At 60.9% G+C, this 18,184-nt stretch carries 13 protein-coding genes; 5 read left to right on the forward strand and 8 right to left on the reverse strand.

The window, feature by feature from the left end; genetic code table 11:
* The first annotated feature begins 208 nt into the window (after positions 1 to 208).
* On the forward strand, positions 209 to 2,101 hold the full coding sequence (gene mrdA / locus E4O97_RS25425) for a penicillin-binding protein 2 (RefSeq protein WP_078820812.1): 1,893 nt from the start codon (positions 209 to 211) through the stop codon (positions 2,099 to 2,101).
* Position 2,102: 1 nt separating this feature from the next.
* On the opposite strand, the gene E4O97_RS25430 is transcribed toward mrdA, so the two are convergent.
* Entirely contained in the window at positions 2,103 to 2,504 is a 402-nt protein-coding gene (locus E4O97_RS25430; RefSeq protein ID WP_103735413.1) for a GFA family protein, read from the reverse strand.
* Between the two features lie 99 nt (positions 2,505 to 2,603).
* Between E4O97_RS25430 and E4O97_RS25435 the strand changes: the two genes are divergently transcribed.
* A complete protein-coding gene (locus tag E4O97_RS25435; protein ID WP_248089568.1) occupies positions 2,604 to 3,062 on the forward strand; it encodes an SRPBCC family protein in 459 nt (152 codons plus the stop codon).
* 77 nt (positions 3,063 to 3,139) lie between these two features.
* Here E4O97_RS25435 and E4O97_RS25440 read toward each other — a convergent pair whose 3' ends face one another.
* Both E4O97_RS25440 and E4O97_RS25445 read right to left on the reverse strand, forming a co-directional pair.
* Positions 3,140 to 5,899 (reverse strand): autotransporter outer membrane beta-barrel domain-containing protein, encoded by a 2,760-nt coding sequence (locus E4O97_RS25440; RefSeq protein WP_248162598.1) that lies wholly within the window; start codon positions 5,897 to 5,899, stop codon positions 3,140 to 3,142.
* 99 nt (positions 5,900 to 5,998) lie between these two features.
* Positions 5,999 to 8,212, reverse strand: coding sequence for a TonB-dependent siderophore receptor (locus E4O97_RS25445; RefSeq protein ID WP_248162600.1), 2,214 nt, complete (start codon positions 8,210 to 8,212; stop codon positions 5,999 to 6,001).
* 212 nt (positions 8,213 to 8,424) lie between these two features.
* On the opposite strand from E4O97_RS25445, the gene E4O97_RS25450 reads away from it, so the two are divergent.
* From E4O97_RS25450 to E4O97_RS25460, 3 genes are all read left to right on the forward strand, one after another.
* Complete coding sequence (locus E4O97_RS25450; protein WP_248162603.1) at positions 8,425 to 10,782, forward strand: DNA polymerase II; 2,358 nt, start codon at positions 8,425 to 8,427, stop codon at positions 10,780 to 10,782.
* A gap of 49 nt (positions 10,783 to 10,831) precedes the next feature.
* Positions 10,832 to 11,464, forward strand: a complete 633-nt coding sequence (locus tag E4O97_RS25455; RefSeq protein ID WP_078820816.1) for a glutathione S-transferase — start codon at positions 10,832 to 10,834, stop codon at positions 11,462 to 11,464.
* Positions 11,465 to 11,616: 152 nt separating this feature from the next.
* Entirely contained in the window at positions 11,617 to 12,189 is a 573-nt protein-coding gene (locus E4O97_RS25460; protein WP_032876911.1) for a DUF4174 domain-containing protein, read from the forward strand.
* A 59-nt stretch (positions 12,190 to 12,248) separates the two neighbouring features.
* Here E4O97_RS25460 and E4O97_RS25465 read toward each other — a convergent pair whose 3' ends face one another.
* Genes E4O97_RS25465 through E4O97_RS25485 form a run of 5 tightly spaced genes read right to left on the reverse strand, consistent with a single transcriptional unit; the run spans position 12,249 to position 18,184 of the window.
* Complete coding sequence (locus E4O97_RS25465) at positions 12,249 to 13,655, reverse strand: lipid II flippase MurJ (RefSeq protein ID WP_248162606.1); 1,407 nt, start codon at positions 13,653 to 13,655, stop codon at positions 12,249 to 12,251.
* Complete coding sequence (locus tag E4O97_RS25470) at positions 13,655 to 14,476, reverse strand: acyltransferase (RefSeq protein ID WP_005786788.1); 822 nt, start codon at positions 14,474 to 14,476, stop codon at positions 13,655 to 13,657. The genes E4O97_RS25465 and E4O97_RS25470 overlap by 1 nt, the downstream gene beginning before the upstream one ends.
* On the reverse strand, positions 14,473 to 15,876 hold the full coding sequence (locus tag E4O97_RS25475; protein ID WP_005786790.1) for an O-antigen ligase family protein: 1,404 nt from the start codon (positions 15,874 to 15,876) through the stop codon (positions 14,473 to 14,475). Before E4O97_RS25475 ends, E4O97_RS25470 begins: the two co-directional genes overlap by 4 nt.
* The gene (locus E4O97_RS25480; protein WP_078820818.1) at positions 15,876 to 16,979 is read right to left on the reverse strand and encodes a glycosyltransferase family 1 protein; all 1,104 of its coding nucleotides are present in this window, start codon (positions 16,977 to 16,979) and stop codon (positions 15,876 to 15,878) included. The genes E4O97_RS25475 and E4O97_RS25480 overlap by 1 nt, the downstream gene beginning before the upstream one ends.
* Complete coding sequence (locus E4O97_RS25485; protein WP_216091006.1) at positions 16,970 to 18,184, reverse strand: glycosyltransferase family 4 protein; 1,215 nt, start codon at positions 18,182 to 18,184, stop codon at positions 16,970 to 16,972. The genes E4O97_RS25480 and E4O97_RS25485 overlap by 10 nt, the downstream gene beginning before the upstream one ends.

Genomic DNA, 18,184 nt, shown 5'->3' on the forward strand with positions numbered 1-18,184 from the left:
AAACCCCTGTTTGCTAACGCAAACAGGGGTTTTGTTTTGGGCGGTCGAAAAGCCGGCTGCCTCTGGGACTCTCGCTTAAATAACGTGCCGTTGGGGAAATCAATGCAAAGTGTTTCTGCATTTTTGGTATGGTGCAGCACATTTTCACAAGGACTGATCGTTACCCGCAGGAGGCGGCGTCGCCATTTTCCAACGAGATGCTGTAGAAATGCCTGAGCCGATACCTATCAAAGATCACGAAAAAGAAAACCGCCTGGTCAACAAGCGCTTGCTGGCCTGTGCACTGCTGGTGGTAGGCATCACCTGTGCCCTGGTGGGGCGTATGTATTTTCTGCAAGTGGTGCAGTACGACTACCACTCCACGATCTCGGAAAACAATCGGGTTCACGTACTGCCGATCACGCCAACTCGCGGCTTGATCTATGACCGTAATGGTGTAGTCCTGGCCGACAACCGTCCGAGTTACAACCTGACCATCACCCGTGAACGCACCACCGACCTTAAGGGTGAGCTGGACGCGCTCGTCAATCTGCTGCATCTGCCTGCCGAAGACCGAGCGATGTTCGATAAGGCGCTTAAGCAGGCTCGTCACCCGTTTGTTCCGGTCACGCTGTTCTATGAGTTGAACGAAGAACAGATCGCCGTTTTGGCCGTCAACGAGTTCCGTCTTCCAGGGGTAGACGTCGAGCCCCAGTTTGTCCGCCACTACCCGCTGGGTGCGCACTTTGCCCACTCCATCGGCTACGTCGGCCGCATCAATGAGAAAGAATCCAAGACCCTTGATTCCGTGGAGTACCGCGGTACCCAATCCATCGGTAAAACCGGGATCGAGCGTTTTTACGAGGCCGAGTTGCACGGCCATGTCGGTTATGAAGAGGTCGAGACCAACGCCCAGGGGCGCGTACTACGCGTGCTCAAGCACACCGATCCGATCCCTGGCAAAAACATCGTCCTGAGCCTCGACGTCAAGCTTCAGGAAGCCGCGGAAGAAGCCCTGGGCGACCGGCGTGGTTCGGTGGTGGCCCTGGATCCGCAAACCGGTGAAGTACTGGCCATGGTCAGCAAACCGAGTTTCGATCCGAACCTGTTCGTCACCGGCATCAGCTTCAAGGAATACGCCGCGCTGCACGATTCCATTGATCGGCCGCTGTTCAACCGCGTGCTACGTGGGCTCTATGCGCCGGGTTCAACCATTAAGCCGGAAGTGGCTATCGCGGGTCTCGACAGTGGCGTTGTCACCCCGCAAACCCGGGTGTTTGACCCTGGCTATTACCAGTTGCCGGACTTTGACCACAAATACCGCAATTGGAACCACAGTGGCGACGGTTGGGTAGACATGGACGCCGCCATCATGCGTTCCAACGACACTTACTTCTACGACCTGGCCCACAAGCTAGGCATCGATCGCCTGCACGACTACCTCGCCGAGTTCGGCCTTGGTCAGAAGGTGTCCCTGGACATGTTCGAAGAGTCCGCAGGTCTGATGCCCTCTCAGGCCTGGAAGCGTGCGACCCGTCGCCAGCCCTGGTTCCCAGGCGAAACCGTCATCCTTGGCATCGGCCAGGGCTATATGCAAGTGACACCACTGCAACTGGCCCAAGCCACTGCATTGATCGCCAATAAAGGCATCTGGAACCGTCCGCACCTGGCCAAGACCATCAACGGCGTGCCTCCGGTGGATGAGAACCCGATGCCCAACGTGGTCTTAAAAGACCCGCGTGATTGGGAGCAGGTCAACCATGGTATGCAATTGGTGATGCACGACCCACGCGGTATCGCCCGGGCGGCAGCGCAAGGCGCCCAATACCGCATCGCCGGCAAGAGCGGCACCGCCCAGGTAGTGGCGATCAAGCAGGGTGAGCGCTACAACCGCAACAAGACGCTGGAGCGTCATCGCGATAACGCCTTGTTCGTCGGTTTTGCGCCGGCCGAACATCCGAAAATCGTGATTTCCGTCATGATTGAAAACGGTGAGGCCGGAGGCCGTGTGGCTGGGCCGGTTGTGCGGCAGATCATGGATGCCTGGTTGCTTGACCAGGAAGGTCATCTCAAGCCGCAGTATGCGACGCCAGCCAAAGCGCCAGGCGACCCACGCGTCTGACTCAGGCCTGCCACTCGTCCCAGCGCTCTAAGCCTTCATAGGCCAGCCATGGCACCTCATGGGCCATCCAGATATGCGAGGTGGGCCTGACGCCGGGATCATCGTCCAGCGTCGCCACCCGCACGATCACGTGGGGCTGATGCCCCCGTTCGGCAATCAGATGTGAGCCGCAGCGCGAGCAGAAGCGTCGGAGTTTCCCCGGCGAGGATTCAAAGGATGCCAAAAGCTCTTCACCGTGCGTCCAGCGAAAATGCTCGCGCATCACCCCGGCAGTGGCAACAAACGCAGCTGCGTGTGCCTTGCGACAGCTGTCGCAATGGCAGTGGCTGATGGGCATGTCCAGGCTGTCCACCTGATAGCGCACACCTTTGCACAAGCAACTTCCATTCAATGGGTCAGTCATAACCTATGGCCAGGTCAAGGAGGGGGTCATCATCATCGCGCACAACGCAAGGTTGCGCATTGGTCGATGTCGCCTACTGTTCAAAGAAGGAGGTGACTCATGCACGTATTAGATCGAATCGAACGCAAAGTCCTGCTCAATGCATCGCGTAAACAAGTTTGGGAGGCTCTCACGGATGCCGAGCAATTTGGCAGCTGGTTCGGTATCGCGCTCAAGGGCAAAACCTTTGTAGCCGGGCAAACCATCGAAGCGCCAATTACTTACCCAGGCTACGAACATGTGGTCTGGAAGGCCAGGATCGAACGCGTCCTGCCGCAAACCCTGTTCTCTTTCTGGTGGCACCCCTTCGCGGTAGAGGAGGGCATCGACTACGACAACGAAACACCGACTCTGGTGGAGTTCACCATCGAGGATCACGCCCCCGGCATCCTGCTGCGGGTTGTCGAATCCGGTTTCGACCAGGTTCCCGAGGCACGGCGCCAGAAGGCGTTCAAGATGAACTCCCGTGGTTGGGATGAGCAGATGCGCAATATCGAAAGCTACCTGAGCCCAGCCTGACCCGAACGGGCATCATGGCCGATGCCCGTCTTCACGGCAGCTTCCCGGCAGCGTGCAATCGATTGCTGCAGGCGTTTTTAAAAACTCATCTGCCACTGGCCCACCACCGCATGATTGCGGCTATTGCTGCCCAACTCACCGTTGTAGCCGACACTCACGTTCTGCTGCGCAGACAAACCCACCGCCAACCCCACTTCAACCATCAAGCTGTCGCGGTCCAGTGCGCTACCGTCAATATTGAACGCGTCGCCGCCAATCAAAAAAGCCTGCCGAGTCTTGCTGTCGACATTGCCATAGAGGTGCCGCCAGCCGAAGCTGGCTTGCGGCGTCAGGCTGATGCCATTGTCCAGTTGGCTGAGATGAGCCAGGCGCACCCCGAAGGTACTGCTGACATTGTCCTGGGTTTGCGCGTCCACCTTGAGAGAAGCATCGCCGCCTTTCTCGCGATAGCTGTCGCGGTGATAGCGCTGATAGCCGAGGTTGGCGAAGGGTTCGATATTCAATCGGCCGTTACCCAGCATGTAACCCAGCTCGGCAAAGGCTTGCTGGCTATCGGCATCGTAATCACCCTTGGGGCGCTCGCTGAAACCTGCGAACTCCACTGTGCGCTTGTTGTTACCTCTGTGTTGGCTGTACGCGGCCCCCAGGCGCAACGCCAGTGGGCCATCCTGGCGTACGGCATATGCCCCCGCGTGCCAGCTGCGTAATGAATTATCGACGTTGTGGCTGTCCATATCGGTCTTCGAATAGCCGCCCAGTACACCCAGGCGCCAGAGAGGCGGCAAGGACCAGTCAATACCCAGCAGACTGCCTTGTGTGCGTTGCTGTGAAGACGCATTGCCGTGTTGACCATCAAGCTTGCCGTAGCTGCCGATACCTTGCAGCCACACGCGGCCTCGCGCGTTTGGATCATTCAAGTTGCGCGCACTGCTGGGGATGCCAGTTGCGGCCAGCTCAGGTGTTTGCGCCGGCTCAAGCCCGACGAGCAAGCTTGAACTGCTGCTCATCTGGCGCATGGCCGACAGCATGGACGTGCCCACTTGGCTGCTGGCCGCCAGCGTGGCACTGGCGAGGTTGGCGTTGCCGCTGCCTGCCAGGGCCTCGAGCGCGGCGCTGGCCGTGGTCTCCGAGGTGGCCAGCAGCGCGTCGTAGAGCGGGTTGGGGTTGGGCATCATGGACGGCGGAGGGAAAGAGCCATCCCAGTTGCTCCAGTGGCTCCACTTGATGGACTCGATGCTGTTGACTGCGCGGGCGGCGTTGCGAGTACGGGCGTAATCGATGAACTCGACATCGTTGCGTGTGTAGCTCAGGTTCACGCGGCTATTTTCGTAGCTGAGTGTTGGCGACAGGAACGCGTAGTAGCTGCGCAGGTTGGATTCATCAAAGGTACCCGTGATGCTGCCTGCTTGTAGGACGGTGTACGTGCTGTGCCAGGGATACTCCATCGAGTAACCCGGCTGCGGCCACAAATAGGCACCGTTGAGGCTGGCATTGCCGGCCACATGGGTTGTCGCAGCACTGCCGTCGGGATAAGTAGCGAACTCGAATGTAGAGCCTGGCTTCATGATCAGGTTGCCGTTGACCTGAGGAGCGCCGACAACGGTATCCGTGATCAACCTCCCGCTGACGGTAAGATTGTTGACTGAGCCTCGGCCCCGGTAAGTCGCGCCTTGGTCGACGATCGCGTCACCAGCGATATTGCCCTGGTTGTTTAAGTGACCATTGGCAGAGAGGCGCGCGCCTTCGCTGAAATCGCCGCGACCATTGAGCAGCCAGTAGCCGCGACGCACTTGTAGCAAGTCGAAATTGCGCGTTGCCTCGACCGTCCCGTCGGGTTCACGCGTATCTGAAGGATAATATTGGTAGCCCTCCAGAATCATGGTGTTATGCCCTGCGCCGCCGTCAACTAACCCCTCAAAACGGGCGCCGGGGTACAGCGTCAAGGTGTCGTTGCCGCCTCCCATGTCCAGGGCTACACCATTACCCCCGCTGATCAGGGCACCGTTGAATACCCGGTCGTCGAAATTACCGATAAAACGCGCGCCATAGCCATCAAGCCCACGCAGGTCGACGAAATTTCTAAGCTCCGTTGCGCCGGTTGCCGCCCCATCATGGCCATTACTTACTAAGAGGCCATTGTTGTCACCTGTGATTGAGCCGGTACGTGGAATGCCTGTGGAAGGATCAAAACTGCCGCCGTTGAACAGGTAGCCGCTGCCAATCGATACCCCATCGCTGGTGTTGGCTCGGCCATTATTGTCCGCTCCACTGGCGCCCAATGCCCGGATAACGCCAGAGTTTTCGATGTGGGCAATGCCGCCTACGCGTAGGCCATCGCCATCGATATTCTCCAGGCTCCCCTCTCGTCCGCCAGTGATCGTGCCGTCGTTGTAAACCATGGCATCACCCGTTATCGAGACTCCAGCGCCGTCACGTCCGGTAAGCGTGCCATTATTGCTCAGTAAATTGAGTTGTTCGCCTGAGATTGCGTGCCTGGCGCCCGAGATTACCCCGGTGTTGTCGATGCGCACATCGGTCGCAGCGCCCAGGCTGATCGCGTCTAATTTATCGGCACTGATCGAGCCGTCATTTTGAATGAAGACATTGCGTTGCCAATCAGGCAGGTTTTGGCGAACGCTGACGGCGGTCGTATGGGTGGTGATGCTGCCGTTCTTGGTCACCCACAAACTGGGATTGTAAAAATAGCCACTGCCCACGGTGAGCGGGGTATTGGTTGGGGTATCGATGAATACTTGAGCATGGCTGGCAGGAGAAAGCGAGGCGCCGGAAACAATCAACGAAATAGTCAGGGCCAGACGGCGGGGGACGAACGACATGCGCGAAATCCTTTTCTTGAGTCGTGCTATCTTCCTATATAGCCATTTGATATTGCCAGCGCATTCTCCTCATTAAGATGCGCTGGCCACTCAGGGAGGTTAGAAATCAATCGTCGCCGACAACTTCGCCACCCGCGGATCACCCTGGCTCAGAAATCCACCCTGGGCCGACTCCCAATACTTCTCGTTGGCCACGTTCTCCACCGTGGCACCCAATGTCACCTCGCGCTTGTCCACGGCGAAGGTGTAGCGCGCACCCACGTCGAAGCGGTTCCAGGCCGGCAGGCTCAGGTTGTTGGCCGCGTCGGCGTACTGCCCGCCGGTGCGCAGCATACGCCCGCTGAGGCTTACGCCTTGCAGGCCGGGCACATCCCAATCCACCCCGGCGTTGAGCTGGAATGACGGTACGCCAATGGCACGGTTGCCGTCATTGGCGCCGTTGAGGGTGCCCTTGAGTTCGGTCTTCATCAGGGTCACCCCGCCCAGCAAGCGCAGGCCGCTGACCGGTTCGCCGAATACGTTGAGCTCGACGCCCTTGTTGATCTGCTGACCTTCCCGCACGTAGCGGGCGGTGGTGGCGTCGATGGCCTCGGCATAACCCGCGCCGGGCTGCTCGATACGATATACACCCAGGGTCGCGCCATAGGTGCCCATGTCCACTTTGACACCCGCTTCGATCTGCTTGGACCGGGCAGGCGCATAAGCTTGCCCGCCACCGATGACCGTCAGGTTGCCTGATTTGAGCGGCGACGTCGGGCCCTGAGCCAGGCCTTCAATGCGGTTGGCATACAGAGATACGTGCTCCCACGGTTTGAACACAATGCCGTAGACCGGTGTGGTGATCGATTCGTCATAGTTGGCGGTGCGGGTACCGCTCATGTAGTTGTAACTCTGCACCACCATCTGCTGGCGACGTGCACCAACGGTCACTAACAGGCGGTCATCGAAGAACCCCAAGGTGTCTGATACCGCGACGCTACGCACGAATGTCTTGTCGGTGATGGTCGGATCGCTGAAGTCGGTACCTGGGGTATTGCGTGGGCTGTTGAGGGCCGGCGGCGCGCCGGTCACGGGGTTGTAGATATTGGTCGGGGTTTTTGCGCTGGCGAATACATAGGCGTTGCGCGCCTCGGTCCAGATGCCTGCCAGGCCGAAGTTGAGCCGATGGCTCACCGGGCCGGTGTGGAACTTGCCATTGAGGCCACCCATGGCACTGGTATTGTTTTCTTCGTGGGCGATAGTCGAGCCGCTGGCGCTGGCATTGCCGAGATTATCGCTCAAGGTCACCGACGAGTAGCGCCCCATTTCACGGCTGTGCTTGGCACCGGCTGCCGCGTAGGCGGTCCAGTTTTCACTCAGGTCATATTCGGCGCGCAGCATCCCCAAGGTGTCTTCAAGGTTGGTACTGCTCCAGCTTGGCGCGTAGTTGGTGTCTGCCGACGGCGCATCCGGCACCTGGGTGATGGTGCCAAGGAACACCGAGTTACGCCCACCGTTGATACGCTGCTTCTGATACACAAAATCACCGGACAGCCGCAAAGCATCGCCGCGGTAATCAAGGCCGACGGCAAACAGCTTCGAACGCTGGTTTTCATCGTCAATGCCGGTATCGCCTTCGCGCTGGGACAGGTTGACCCGTGCGCCAAACCGGTTGTCTTCGCCGAAGCGCTGGCCAATGTCCAAGTGTTCGCCAACCCGACCATCGCTGCTGATATCAGTGCTGAAACGGCGCAGCGGAACATCATCGGCACGCTTGGGTTGCAGGTTCACACCGCCACCAATACCCGAACCGGTGGGCGTGACGCCATTGATGAAAGCATTGGGGCCCTTGAACACTTCCACTCGCTCCAGGGCATCGGTGGAGATGATCTGGCGGGGTAGGACGCCGTACAAACCGTTATAGGAAATGTCGTCACCATTCAACGGCAAGCCACGAATCATGAACGTCTGGGACTGGTTCGCATACCCTGAGGCCTGGCGCACAGAAGAGTCATTGAGCAACACGTCGCCGACGGTTTCCGCCTGCTGGTCGCGAATCAGCTTTTCGGTGTAGGAGGACATGCTGAAGGGCACATCCATGATGTCCTGGTTGCCCAGCACACCCAATTGGCCGCCGCGTGCAACCTGGCCACCTGCAAACTCAGGGGGCAGCGCTGTGGGCGCCAGGGCTTGGACATTGATGTTGGTGGCGCCCAGTTCCAATACGTTGTCTGAGGCCGCTGGGGTTGCCGCCTGTGCAGCAAGGCTCACGGAGCAACAAAGGGCGAGCAGGGTCGGGCGAAATGGCGCAGCGAAAAGATTGCAGAGGGGCATGGTCGATCCAGACGGCTAACTTATGAGGAAGGGGGCAGCGACGTTGCGCTTCCTCACTGCGCGGATACGACTCCGACGCAAATGATAGTGATTGTTATTAATGTCCTGCAACAAATTTATGCGATTGCGCTCTGCGTGCGCGTTAACCTGCCGCGTTTGTACAGATGCCGAGTAGAATCACGCCCTGAAAGCGATTCCTGAGGTGCGGTACGGTGGATTTACAGCAGGGTTTTGTCCTGACCCGGCATTGGCGCGATACCCCGTTAGGCACGGAGGTCAGTTTCTGGCTGGCCACCGACCACGGGCCTCGGTGTATTCGCCTACCCGTGCAAACCTCGGTGATGTTCATCCCCGAAGTCCATCGCAAGCCGCTCGATTGGCTGCTCAAGGGCGAGCGCGATCTGGAGTTGCGTGCGCTGCAACTGTGCGACTTCCACCATCGCCCGGTCCTGGGCCTCTATGCCCGCCAGCACCGCCAATTGATGGACATCGAAAAGCGCCTGCGCAGCGCCGGGGTCGATGTCTACGAAGGCGACGTGCGACCGCCCGAGCGTTACATGATGGAGCGTTTTATCACTGCCCCCGTATGGTTCGGCGGCACGCCCGACGCGAACGGCACCGTGCTCGACGCGCAGATGAAGCCCGCGCCCGACTACCGCCCGCGCTTGAAGTTGGTGTCCCTGGACATCGAAACCACCGCCCAGGGCGATCTGTATTCCATCGCGCTGGAAGGCTGCGGCGAGCGCCAGGTGTATATGCTCGGCCCGCCAAACAAAACCGATGCCGTGGACTTCAAGCTCGACTACTGCGACACCCGTGCGCAACTGCTCGAACGCCTCAACCAATGGCTGGCCACCTTTGATCCCGATGCGATCATCGGCTGGAATGTGGTGCAGTTCGACCTGCGCGTCCTGCATGAGCACGCCCAACGCCTGAACGTGCCGCTGTTGTTGGGGCGTGGCGGTGAAGCCATGACCTGGCGCGAGCACGGCAGCCGCAATCACTACTTCGCGGCAGCGGCGGGGCGCTTGATCATCGACGGGATCGAAGCGCTGCGCTCGGCGACCTGGAGCTTTGAATCCTTCAGCCTGGAAAACGTCGCACAAACCCTGCTCGGCGAAGGCAAGGACATTTCCACCCCGTACCAGCGCATGGACGAAATCAACCGCATGTTCGCCGAGGACAAGCCCGCCTTGGCGCGCTACAACCTCAAGGACTGTGAGCTGGTCACACGGATTTTTGAAAAGACCGAGTTACTCAAGTTCTTGCTGGAGCGTGCCAGCGTCACTGGCTTGCCGGCCGATCGTAACGGCGGTTCGGTCGCCGCCTTCACCCACTTGTACCTGCCGTTGATGCATCGCCAGGGTTTCGTCGCGCCGAACCTGGGCGACAAACCGCCCCAGGCCAGCCCTGGCGGGTTTGTCATGGACTCACGCCCGGGCCTCTACGAATCGGTGCTGGTGCTGGACTACAAAAGCCTTTACCCATCGATCATCCGCAGCTTCCTGATCGACCCGGTGGGCTTGATCGAAGGCCTCAAGCATCCCGACGACAGCGACTCGGTAGAGGGCTTTCGCGGCGCACGTTTCTCCCGCACCCGGCACTGCCTGCCGTCCATCGTCACTCGCGTATCCGAAGGCCGTGAAGAGGCCAAGCGCGAGCACAACGCGCCGCTGTCCCAAGCCTTGAAAATCATCATGAATGCCTTCTACGGCGTGCTCGGCTCCAGTGGCTGTCGGTTTTTCGATACGCGGTTGGCGTCGTCGATCACCCTGCGGGGGCACCAGATCATGCGCCAGACCCGCGAGCTGGTGGAGGCCCAGGGTTATGAAGTGATCTACGGCGACACCGACTCCACCTTCGTCTGGCTCGGCAGCGCCCATTCTCCGCAGGATGCCAATCGCATCGGCCTGGCGCTGGTGCAGCACGTCAATGATTGGTGGCGCGCCCACCTGAGCACCGAGTACGGCCTGCAAAGTGCTTTGGAGCTGCAATACGAAACCCACTTCAGCCGCTTCCTGATGCCGACCATCCGTGGCGCGGAGGAGGGCAGCAAGAAGCGCTACGCCGGTTTGGTGGTGCGCGACGATGGCAGCGAAGAGATGGTCTACAAAGGCCTGGAAACCGTGCGCAGCGATTGGTCGCCTCTGGCCCGGCAATTTCAGCAGGAACTCTACCGGCGCATCTTCCATCGCCAGCCCCATCAGGACTACATACGCGACTACGTGCGCCGTACCCTGAGCGGCGAATTCGACGAGTTGCTGATCTACCGCAAGCGCCTGCGCCGGCCCTTGCATGACTACGAACGCAACGTCCCGCCCCATGTGCGCGCGGCACGTTTGGCCGACGAGTACAACGACCGCCTGGGGCGCCCGCGCCAGTACCAGCGCGGTGGCTGGATCAGCTACGTGATCAGCGTCAACGGCCCCGAACCCTTGGAAGTGCGGCAAGCGCCCGTCGACTACGACCACTATGTGACCCGGCAATTGCAGCCCGTTGCCGACGCGATCCTGCCGTTTGTGAATGATGACTTCGGTACCCTGGTGGGCGGGCAGATGGGGCTATTCTAGGCAATGGACCACACTGTCCCTATCGCTCATCGCTCAGGAGGCAACGCCCATGTACACACTTTATGGCACCGACGAATCCGGTTCCTGCATGATCGAAATCGCCCTGCAGCGCTGCGCCGTGCCGTGGCATCGCGTGGACGCCAGCTCCTGGCAGGACGGCGAGGGCAGTGACGCTCTTGCACGTATCAATCCACTCAAGCAGATCCCCACCCTGGTCACCCCCAATGGCCAAGTGTTGACCGAAAGCGCCGCTATCCTGATCCACCTGGGCCTGGAGTACCCCAAGGCCGAGTTGCTGGCCGGCGATCGTGCGCAGATCCTGCGCGGCTTGCTGTACATCGCCGCCAATTGCTATTCGGCGATCGGCATCATCGACTACCCGCAACGCTGGTTGGGTAATGCCGATGAGGCGCAGCAAGCGCAACTGGTCAGCGGCACACGGCGCTACCTGCACCAGGCCTGGATCGTGTTTGCCGATCAGTTTGCCGACCAGCTGTTTACCCCGGGCAACGTGCCAAATGCACTGGGCATCATGGCGGCGGCGGTGTCGCGCTGGGATGACGCGCGCGAGGTGCTCGGCAACCTGGCGCCGGGCTTTGCACAGAGCCTGGAGCGGGTAGACGCCGACCCTGTCGTGGCCCCGGTTTTTGCCCGGCATTGGCCGCAGTGGAAGGTCTCGTAACCGGAAGAAACAATGACCTGGCCACTCTCCAAGCCCTTGCGTAGCGGGTGTCCTGACCTACTCTTCTCAACGTGATGTAGGAATCATCCTTGAATTTGACTGTCGCAGACATGAAACTCAAGAACCCTGCATGGAATTCAAAGGAGGTGCGCATGCTCATCCGGTCGCTGACCCTGGCTACCTTGATGGCTTTTACGGGGCCGTTGTTGGCCGCTGATGATAATCCGCTCAAGCAGGAGTTGGGCAAGACGCGCCCGCTGGTGGTCGTGGAGCTTGATGCTGGAAACCCGACACTGGCAACGCTGAAGAAACAACTGGAAGAGGCTGCCACCAAGCAGTCCTTCGAAGAGCGCAGCATGGTGTTCTACACCGTCAAGTTCGGTAGCATTGGCGCCGAAGGGGAGAAGTTCGCCAAGGACCCAAAGGACAGCAAAAAGCTCACGCCGCCTGAAACCAACGCGCTGATCCGTGCCCTCAAGCTCGGCGTCGGCAGCGGCACCAAGGTGATCCTGATCGGCAAGGATGGCGAGAAGAAACTGGAGAAGACCGTACCGCCGGATACCCTCGACCTGAAGGAATTTTTCAGCGCCATCGACCAGATGCCGATGGCCGAGAAAGAAGCGGCTGCTCCGGTTGTGCCAGAACCGGCGCCTGCGCCTGGCAAGAACGCTACCAAAGCGGGTAAGGCAACCAAGCCGGCTGCGCCTCAACAGCTGGATGACTGAGTCCGTGCAGGAGCTGGCTTGCCAGCTCCTGCGCAGGCCATTGCGGTGGTGGCTCCAGTTCACTGTTTCCACGGCTTGAACCACCCAGCCAACCCTCCCAATACCAGGGCCGCCGTCACGGTACTCAAGCCCAGTTGCCACCCATCATTGTGCAGCGGGTGCAATATCACGGCTGCAAAACCCAGTAAAACCGCACTCAGCCCCCATTGCAGCGGCCAGCCCAGTTGCCCAAGCAATTGCTGGCGCTGCATCAGCAGCAGATTGGTGACGATAACCCCGCCCAACGCCGCCAGGGCGATACCCGGCAAACCCAGAAAGTACGGCAGCAGCACCAACAGCAAAGCGTTGACCCCGCTGCCCAGCAATTCGCAGCGCAAGGGCAGGCGCGTGTCGCCGCTGGCATAGGCGTAGCGGGCGAGCATAGCGTTCCAGGCGCCGAACACCAATGGCGTCGCGAACCAGGCCAGCAGGGCGGGCAGTGGGCTGTCGGCGCTTTGGGCGGGCATCAGCAGATGAATCAGCACCGGGCTGGCGCCGATCAGGCCGAGGGCGGCCGGCAGGCTGAGCAGGGTCGCAGCATCCAGGCCTCGGCGCAGCAGGGCCAGGCGCTGCTGGCCTTGTTCGCCGCTCATCATGCCCAGCAGTACCTGGTTGAGGCTCATCAGGGCGATCAAGGGCAGATTGATCAGTTTGCGTGCAAGGTTGACCCACGTGACGGCACCTTCCCCCAGGTAACTGGCGATCAAGCGTTCGAGCAGCGCCAAACCCTGGCTGGCGACATTGCTGGCCAACAATGGCCCGATGCGCCCCAACAGTTCGCGGCCCGCCAGCTTGTCGCCAGTGACTTGCCACGGCCGCCAGCCGAAAGACCAGACCGGCGCCAGCAGTGGCAGGCACATCAATACACTGCCGGCAAAAAAGCTCATGGCCAGTTCGCCGCTGTCGCTTGCGCTGCCACGGATAAACAGGTACAGCACCGGCGGCAGGTTGAACAGCAAAGAGCCCAGCCCCGGCAGCACAAAACGCTGGCGTGCCTGCAAGGGAATACTGAACAACCCATGCATCACCAGGCCCGGCGCACAGGCCGCCAGCCAGCGCAAGTTAGCGGCGGCTTCGGCATGGGCCTCGGCGTCCAGGCCGGGGCCGATCAGGCGCACCCACAGCGGCGCGCCCAGCGCCAATATGGCAAACAGGGCCAGGCCTACTCCCAGCAGGCGTGGGGAAAGACTGGCCAGCCAGGCTTGCTGGCGTTGTGGGTCGCGTTGTTGATAGAGGGGCAGGGCAGCCGCCGCAAGCAAGCCGGCGGCCAGGGTCATGCGCAACGCTTCGGGCAAAAACACCGCCACCAGAAACCCGTCGCTGCGGCTGCCCGCGCCCCAGGCCGCCACCAGCAGCCATTCGCGGGCAAAACCGGCGACCAGCCCGGCGAGGGTCGCGACGGTCAGCCAGAGCGTGCTGCCGAACATCAGTGGAACAGGGTGAACAGGCCTTTGCCACCCACCTTGTAGTTCAGATCATGGCAACGTTCGCCCATGATTTTGGCCCCGGAACCGCCAATGATTTTGTAGGGGGCCACAGCCTTGGCCACCACGGTATTGGCGCTGATCACCGAACCATGACCCAGGTGCGTGCCGTAGCCGATCAACGCCCGGCTGCCGATCCACACATAGTCGTCGATGTAGATCGGCCCGGAAATCGACCAGAACTCCGGTGCCTGCAAATCATGACTGCCGGCGATGATCAGCACGTGGGAGGCAATCGCCACGTGGTTGCCGATCACCAGCCCGGCGCGGGCGTCTACCTGGCAATGCCAACCGATCACCGTATCGTCACCGACTCTCAAATTGTGGATGCCCAACACTTCGGTGTTACGCCACAAGCTTGTGCCCTTGCCGATCTTCGCGCCGCCCAGGCGCAGCCAGGCAATGCGCACATGGTGGCTGGGGATCTTGTTGATCAAAATGTTGTAGGCCATGTCCCAGGCGTTGCGCCAGCGATCCTTGATCGTTGCCCAGTTTTTGCCATAGCGCGGCAACAGCTTGCCCGGCAGGTCCTGTTTCATACGGCGGAACAAAAGGCGGGCCACCGGGTGCTCAAGGGCGGGTTCCAGGTCGATGGAGTTTATCCAGAAGCGCTTGTTGTCGCCTTCGCCCTCTTCAAACACCACATCGTTGGCCAGGCACCAGTCCAGCGCCTCTTCCAGGTCCGGCAGGCTCACGCCCAGTTCAGCGGCCAGTGTGGGGAGGCGATCGCGCAAATCGGTGGAGTGAATCATCCGGTGTTTCATGGTTGGTTATCCTTTGGCGCAATAGCAGCAACAGGGGCGGTAATGGAGGGGCGCAGACGCACCTGTTGCAGGCTCATGCCCATCAACAGCCAGAACAGCGCGATCAGTACAAAGGTGAAGCTGAAATAGTGGTCGAAAATCCCCGTCAACAGCGCTGCCATCACGCCGCAGATACACCCCAGCCACAGGGCGTTGTCGGCGGTGACCTTGCGCACCTGGCCCAGCGGCCGCACTTCACGCCACCACAACACCGTGACGGTGATAAACAACAGCATCCCCGGAATGCCGACCTTGTAGATGAAGTTCAGCCACAGGTTGGAGATGCCCAACAGGTTGGTGCCGGGTACGGGTGGGTCGATCTTGAAGCCGATCCCCAGGGGGTATGTCGACATGGCCTCGGGGAATCTTGCGTACTCGTCGAAGCGGATTTCGGTACTGGCGTTGGTGGACGAAAAGATAGTCAGCAAGCGCTCCTGCAACGGCGGATAGAACATCACCAGCGCAACCCCAAACGCCACGCCGATACCGATGATGCGCCCGCTGTTAGGTACGCGCTTATAGGTCAGCCAGATCAGCACCAGCGCCAGGGCCACGATGGCGCCACGGGAAATACTCAGCAGCAGGCCGGCGCAACCCAGCACCGCCACCGCCAGGCCCAGCGCCCGGCGCCAGCCGCTGCGGGTCCAGCCGTAGAACAGCGCCAGGGGGATAAACAGCACCAGCACGCCACCCGTCAGGTTTGGGTGCACCCAGGGCGAGGCCATGCGCGTGTAGTTGGCGGAAAAAATATCCTTCACCGCTTCCGGGTGGGCGTACTTGAGGTCGGTAAGCACCTCGATCATCGACATGGCGTTGCGCGTTTTCAAAAACATGAAAATCGACAGCAACAGCATCGCCAGGTTGCCCAGCAGCAGGGCGACCACCACCTTGTCGCGGTCGGCGTCGGTGCGCAGCAGCAACGGCACGATAAACAGCAACGACAGGTTCATCAGCCAGCGTACCCAGTTCACCGGTCCGTTGCCTTCGGCATGGATGATGACCATGCCCCAGATAAACGGAATAGTGCTGAACAGCATCAGCCACATCAGCGCGCGCTCGGTCGGACGCCACAGGATCAAGCCGCGGGTCTTGCCGATAAACGATTGCCAGAACACCCCGACCCAGGTCAGCCCCAACACGGCTTCGCTGATGGTGGTGCGGATCCCCAGTTCCAACGTGGTGTAGGGAATGCTGGTGGCCAACACCGCGAAAATCAGCAAGCCCCACAGGGGAAAGCGGATCAGGGTCAAGGCCACACCCGCGCCGGCCACGACCAGCAAGGCCTTGATCGGCGACAGGGCCAACAGCAAAATGCCGAAGACCAGGCCCAGGAGCAGACTGATGAGTTTTCCTGGCAGCATTAGCGGTCCAATTCCTTGAGCAAAGTATCCAGGCGCGAGCGATAGGCCGGTTCGGCAAATTGCCGGGCCCAGGCGCGCTGCGTTTCGGCGTCTGCCTTGTCGCCCGCGGTTGCCAGTTGCTGCATGACGTTCTGCAATTGCCTGGCATCGTGTGGGTCGAAGCGCGGGGCGCCGGGCGGCGCGACTTCATCCAGGGCGGAACCGCGTGCCACCGCCACCGGCGTGCCGACACTCAAGGCTTCCACCACCGGCAGGCCAAAGCCTTCGGCATAAGACGGCTGCCATAGGCAGTCGGTATGACGGTAGAGGGCTTGCAGTTGGCCGTCGGATAAACCGCTGCACCAATGCAGGCCCGGCAGTTCGCCAAGGGCGGACGGTACATCGCTGGCATGGCCCACCAGCACCAGGTCCGGCACCTCAGGGTTCGCCGCACGGCAGGCCTGCCATTGGCGCAGGAAAAATGCCATGTTCTTGCGCGGCTCCCGCGTGCCCACCACCAGCCAGTAACGCGCCGGCAGGTTGTCTGGCAGCGGTTCTGGCGCTGCATTCAATTCGGGCACCAGGTTGCTCAACACCCGGAACTTGGCCCGGGCCCAGGGGAATACGCGGGCGGCTTCGTTGCAGGAAAACTGCGAAGGGCACCACACCCGGTCAGCCTGCCACACCGACCAGGCAATCGAGGCGCCGTCGATCAAGCGATAGGCCAGGGCCTTGAGCCTGGAGCGATGGAAGTTACGCTGAGTCAGCTGAAACAGGTCATGCAGCACCAGGATATAACGGGTGCCGGCGGGTTTGCGGCACAGCGGCAAGCCCATATTGGCCGTGGCGATGTGCAGGTCGATCTGTTGCTCGTGCAAGGCTCTGGGCAAAAATTTGCGCTCGAACCGCAAGCGTACCTGCGGCCGTTGCAGGCCATCCAGCGGGCTGGCCCACGGTGGGCAAATGGCGTTCTGGCGTTGCGGGTGGTCCAGGGGCGCCTCAGTGAACAGCACCACCTCGGTGTTGCCCCGCGCGCGCAGGGCATCTTCCAGCGCCAGGACCTGGCGGGCGATGCCCGACGAGGGCGCAACCGTGGCGGGGCGATAGTCCAGGGCTACGCGCATGGCTGAGACTCCTTAGAGGCGATCAAGGTGCGGTAGATGTGCTCCAGTTCGTCACCGGCCACCGCCCAGTCGTGGTAATGCCGCGCATAATCGCGTGCCGCATCGGCCAGTTGCCGGGCCAGCAGCGGCTGATCCAGCAAACGCACGATGGCATCGGCCAGGGCCTCGGCGCTTTCGCCCGCGAGGTAATGCGCCTGGGGTTGCACCGCCAAACCGGAAACACCCTGGGCCGTGCTGACCAGCGGCAAGCCGGCGGCCATTGCCTCCAGCACCTTGAGCTTGGAGCCGCCGCCATGGCGCAACGCGGCGACAAAACCGGCGCAGCGCCGTTGCAGGGCGCACAGATCAGGAACAAACCCCAGCCACTCGACACGTTCATCCGGCCAACGGTCGCGCCAGTGTTCGGGCAAGCCGTAACCGGCCACTGCCAGGCGCGCGTTCGGACACTGCAGCCAGACCCGGGGGAATATCTCCTCAAGCAACCACTGCACAGCGTCCAGGTTCGGTGCGTATTCGTAATTGCCGACAAACAACAAACGCTGGCTCTGCGCATCGGCACTGACCTGGGCGAAGGCACGGCTGTCGACGCCATTGACTACCACGCTTACCGGCGTTGCAGTCAACGGCCGCATGGCCTGGGCGTCTGCGTCGGTCACCGCGATCACATGGGCGGCGGCATCGAACGCCTTGCGCTCCCATTGCCGGCAGCGCCATTGGTCGTACTGCACGAACGGCGCAGCCCACTTGGGGAAACGGTCATAAGTGGCGCCACCCAGGCTTGACTCCAGGTTGTGCTCGGTCAGCACAAACTCGCGCTGGCGCTGCTGCAAGGTGCGCAGAAACGGTTGCAGGCTGTAGCTGTGTTCCACTTGAATCACGTCCCAGCGCTCGTTCAACAGTTGCGCAAATTGGGCTTGCAACGGTGCCGACAGGCCATTGACCGTGGTCAACAGCGGCCACGGTGCGAATACGCCCGCGAGCAGGGTCATCGGGTGTTTCAGCGGCCGGCGCGGCACCACGATCAGGCGTTCGAGCAACGGTTCAAGGGCTGCGTGCACCGCGTCATCGGCCGGTGTCTTCGATTGCGCCAGCAGCGTGATGCGATGCCCGCGCTCACTCAAGGTGCGCAGCAAATGATACTGCCGGGTCTTGCCGCCGCTGGTGGTCGGCCACGGCAGATAGGGCACAATCCATAGGATTCTCAT

The sequence above is a fragment of the Pseudomonas sp. W15Feb34 genome (genome assembly GCF_023127765.1).
Taxonomy (GTDB): domain Bacteria; phylum Pseudomonadota; class Gammaproteobacteria; order Pseudomonadales; family Pseudomonadaceae; genus Aquipseudomonas; species Aquipseudomonas synxantha_A.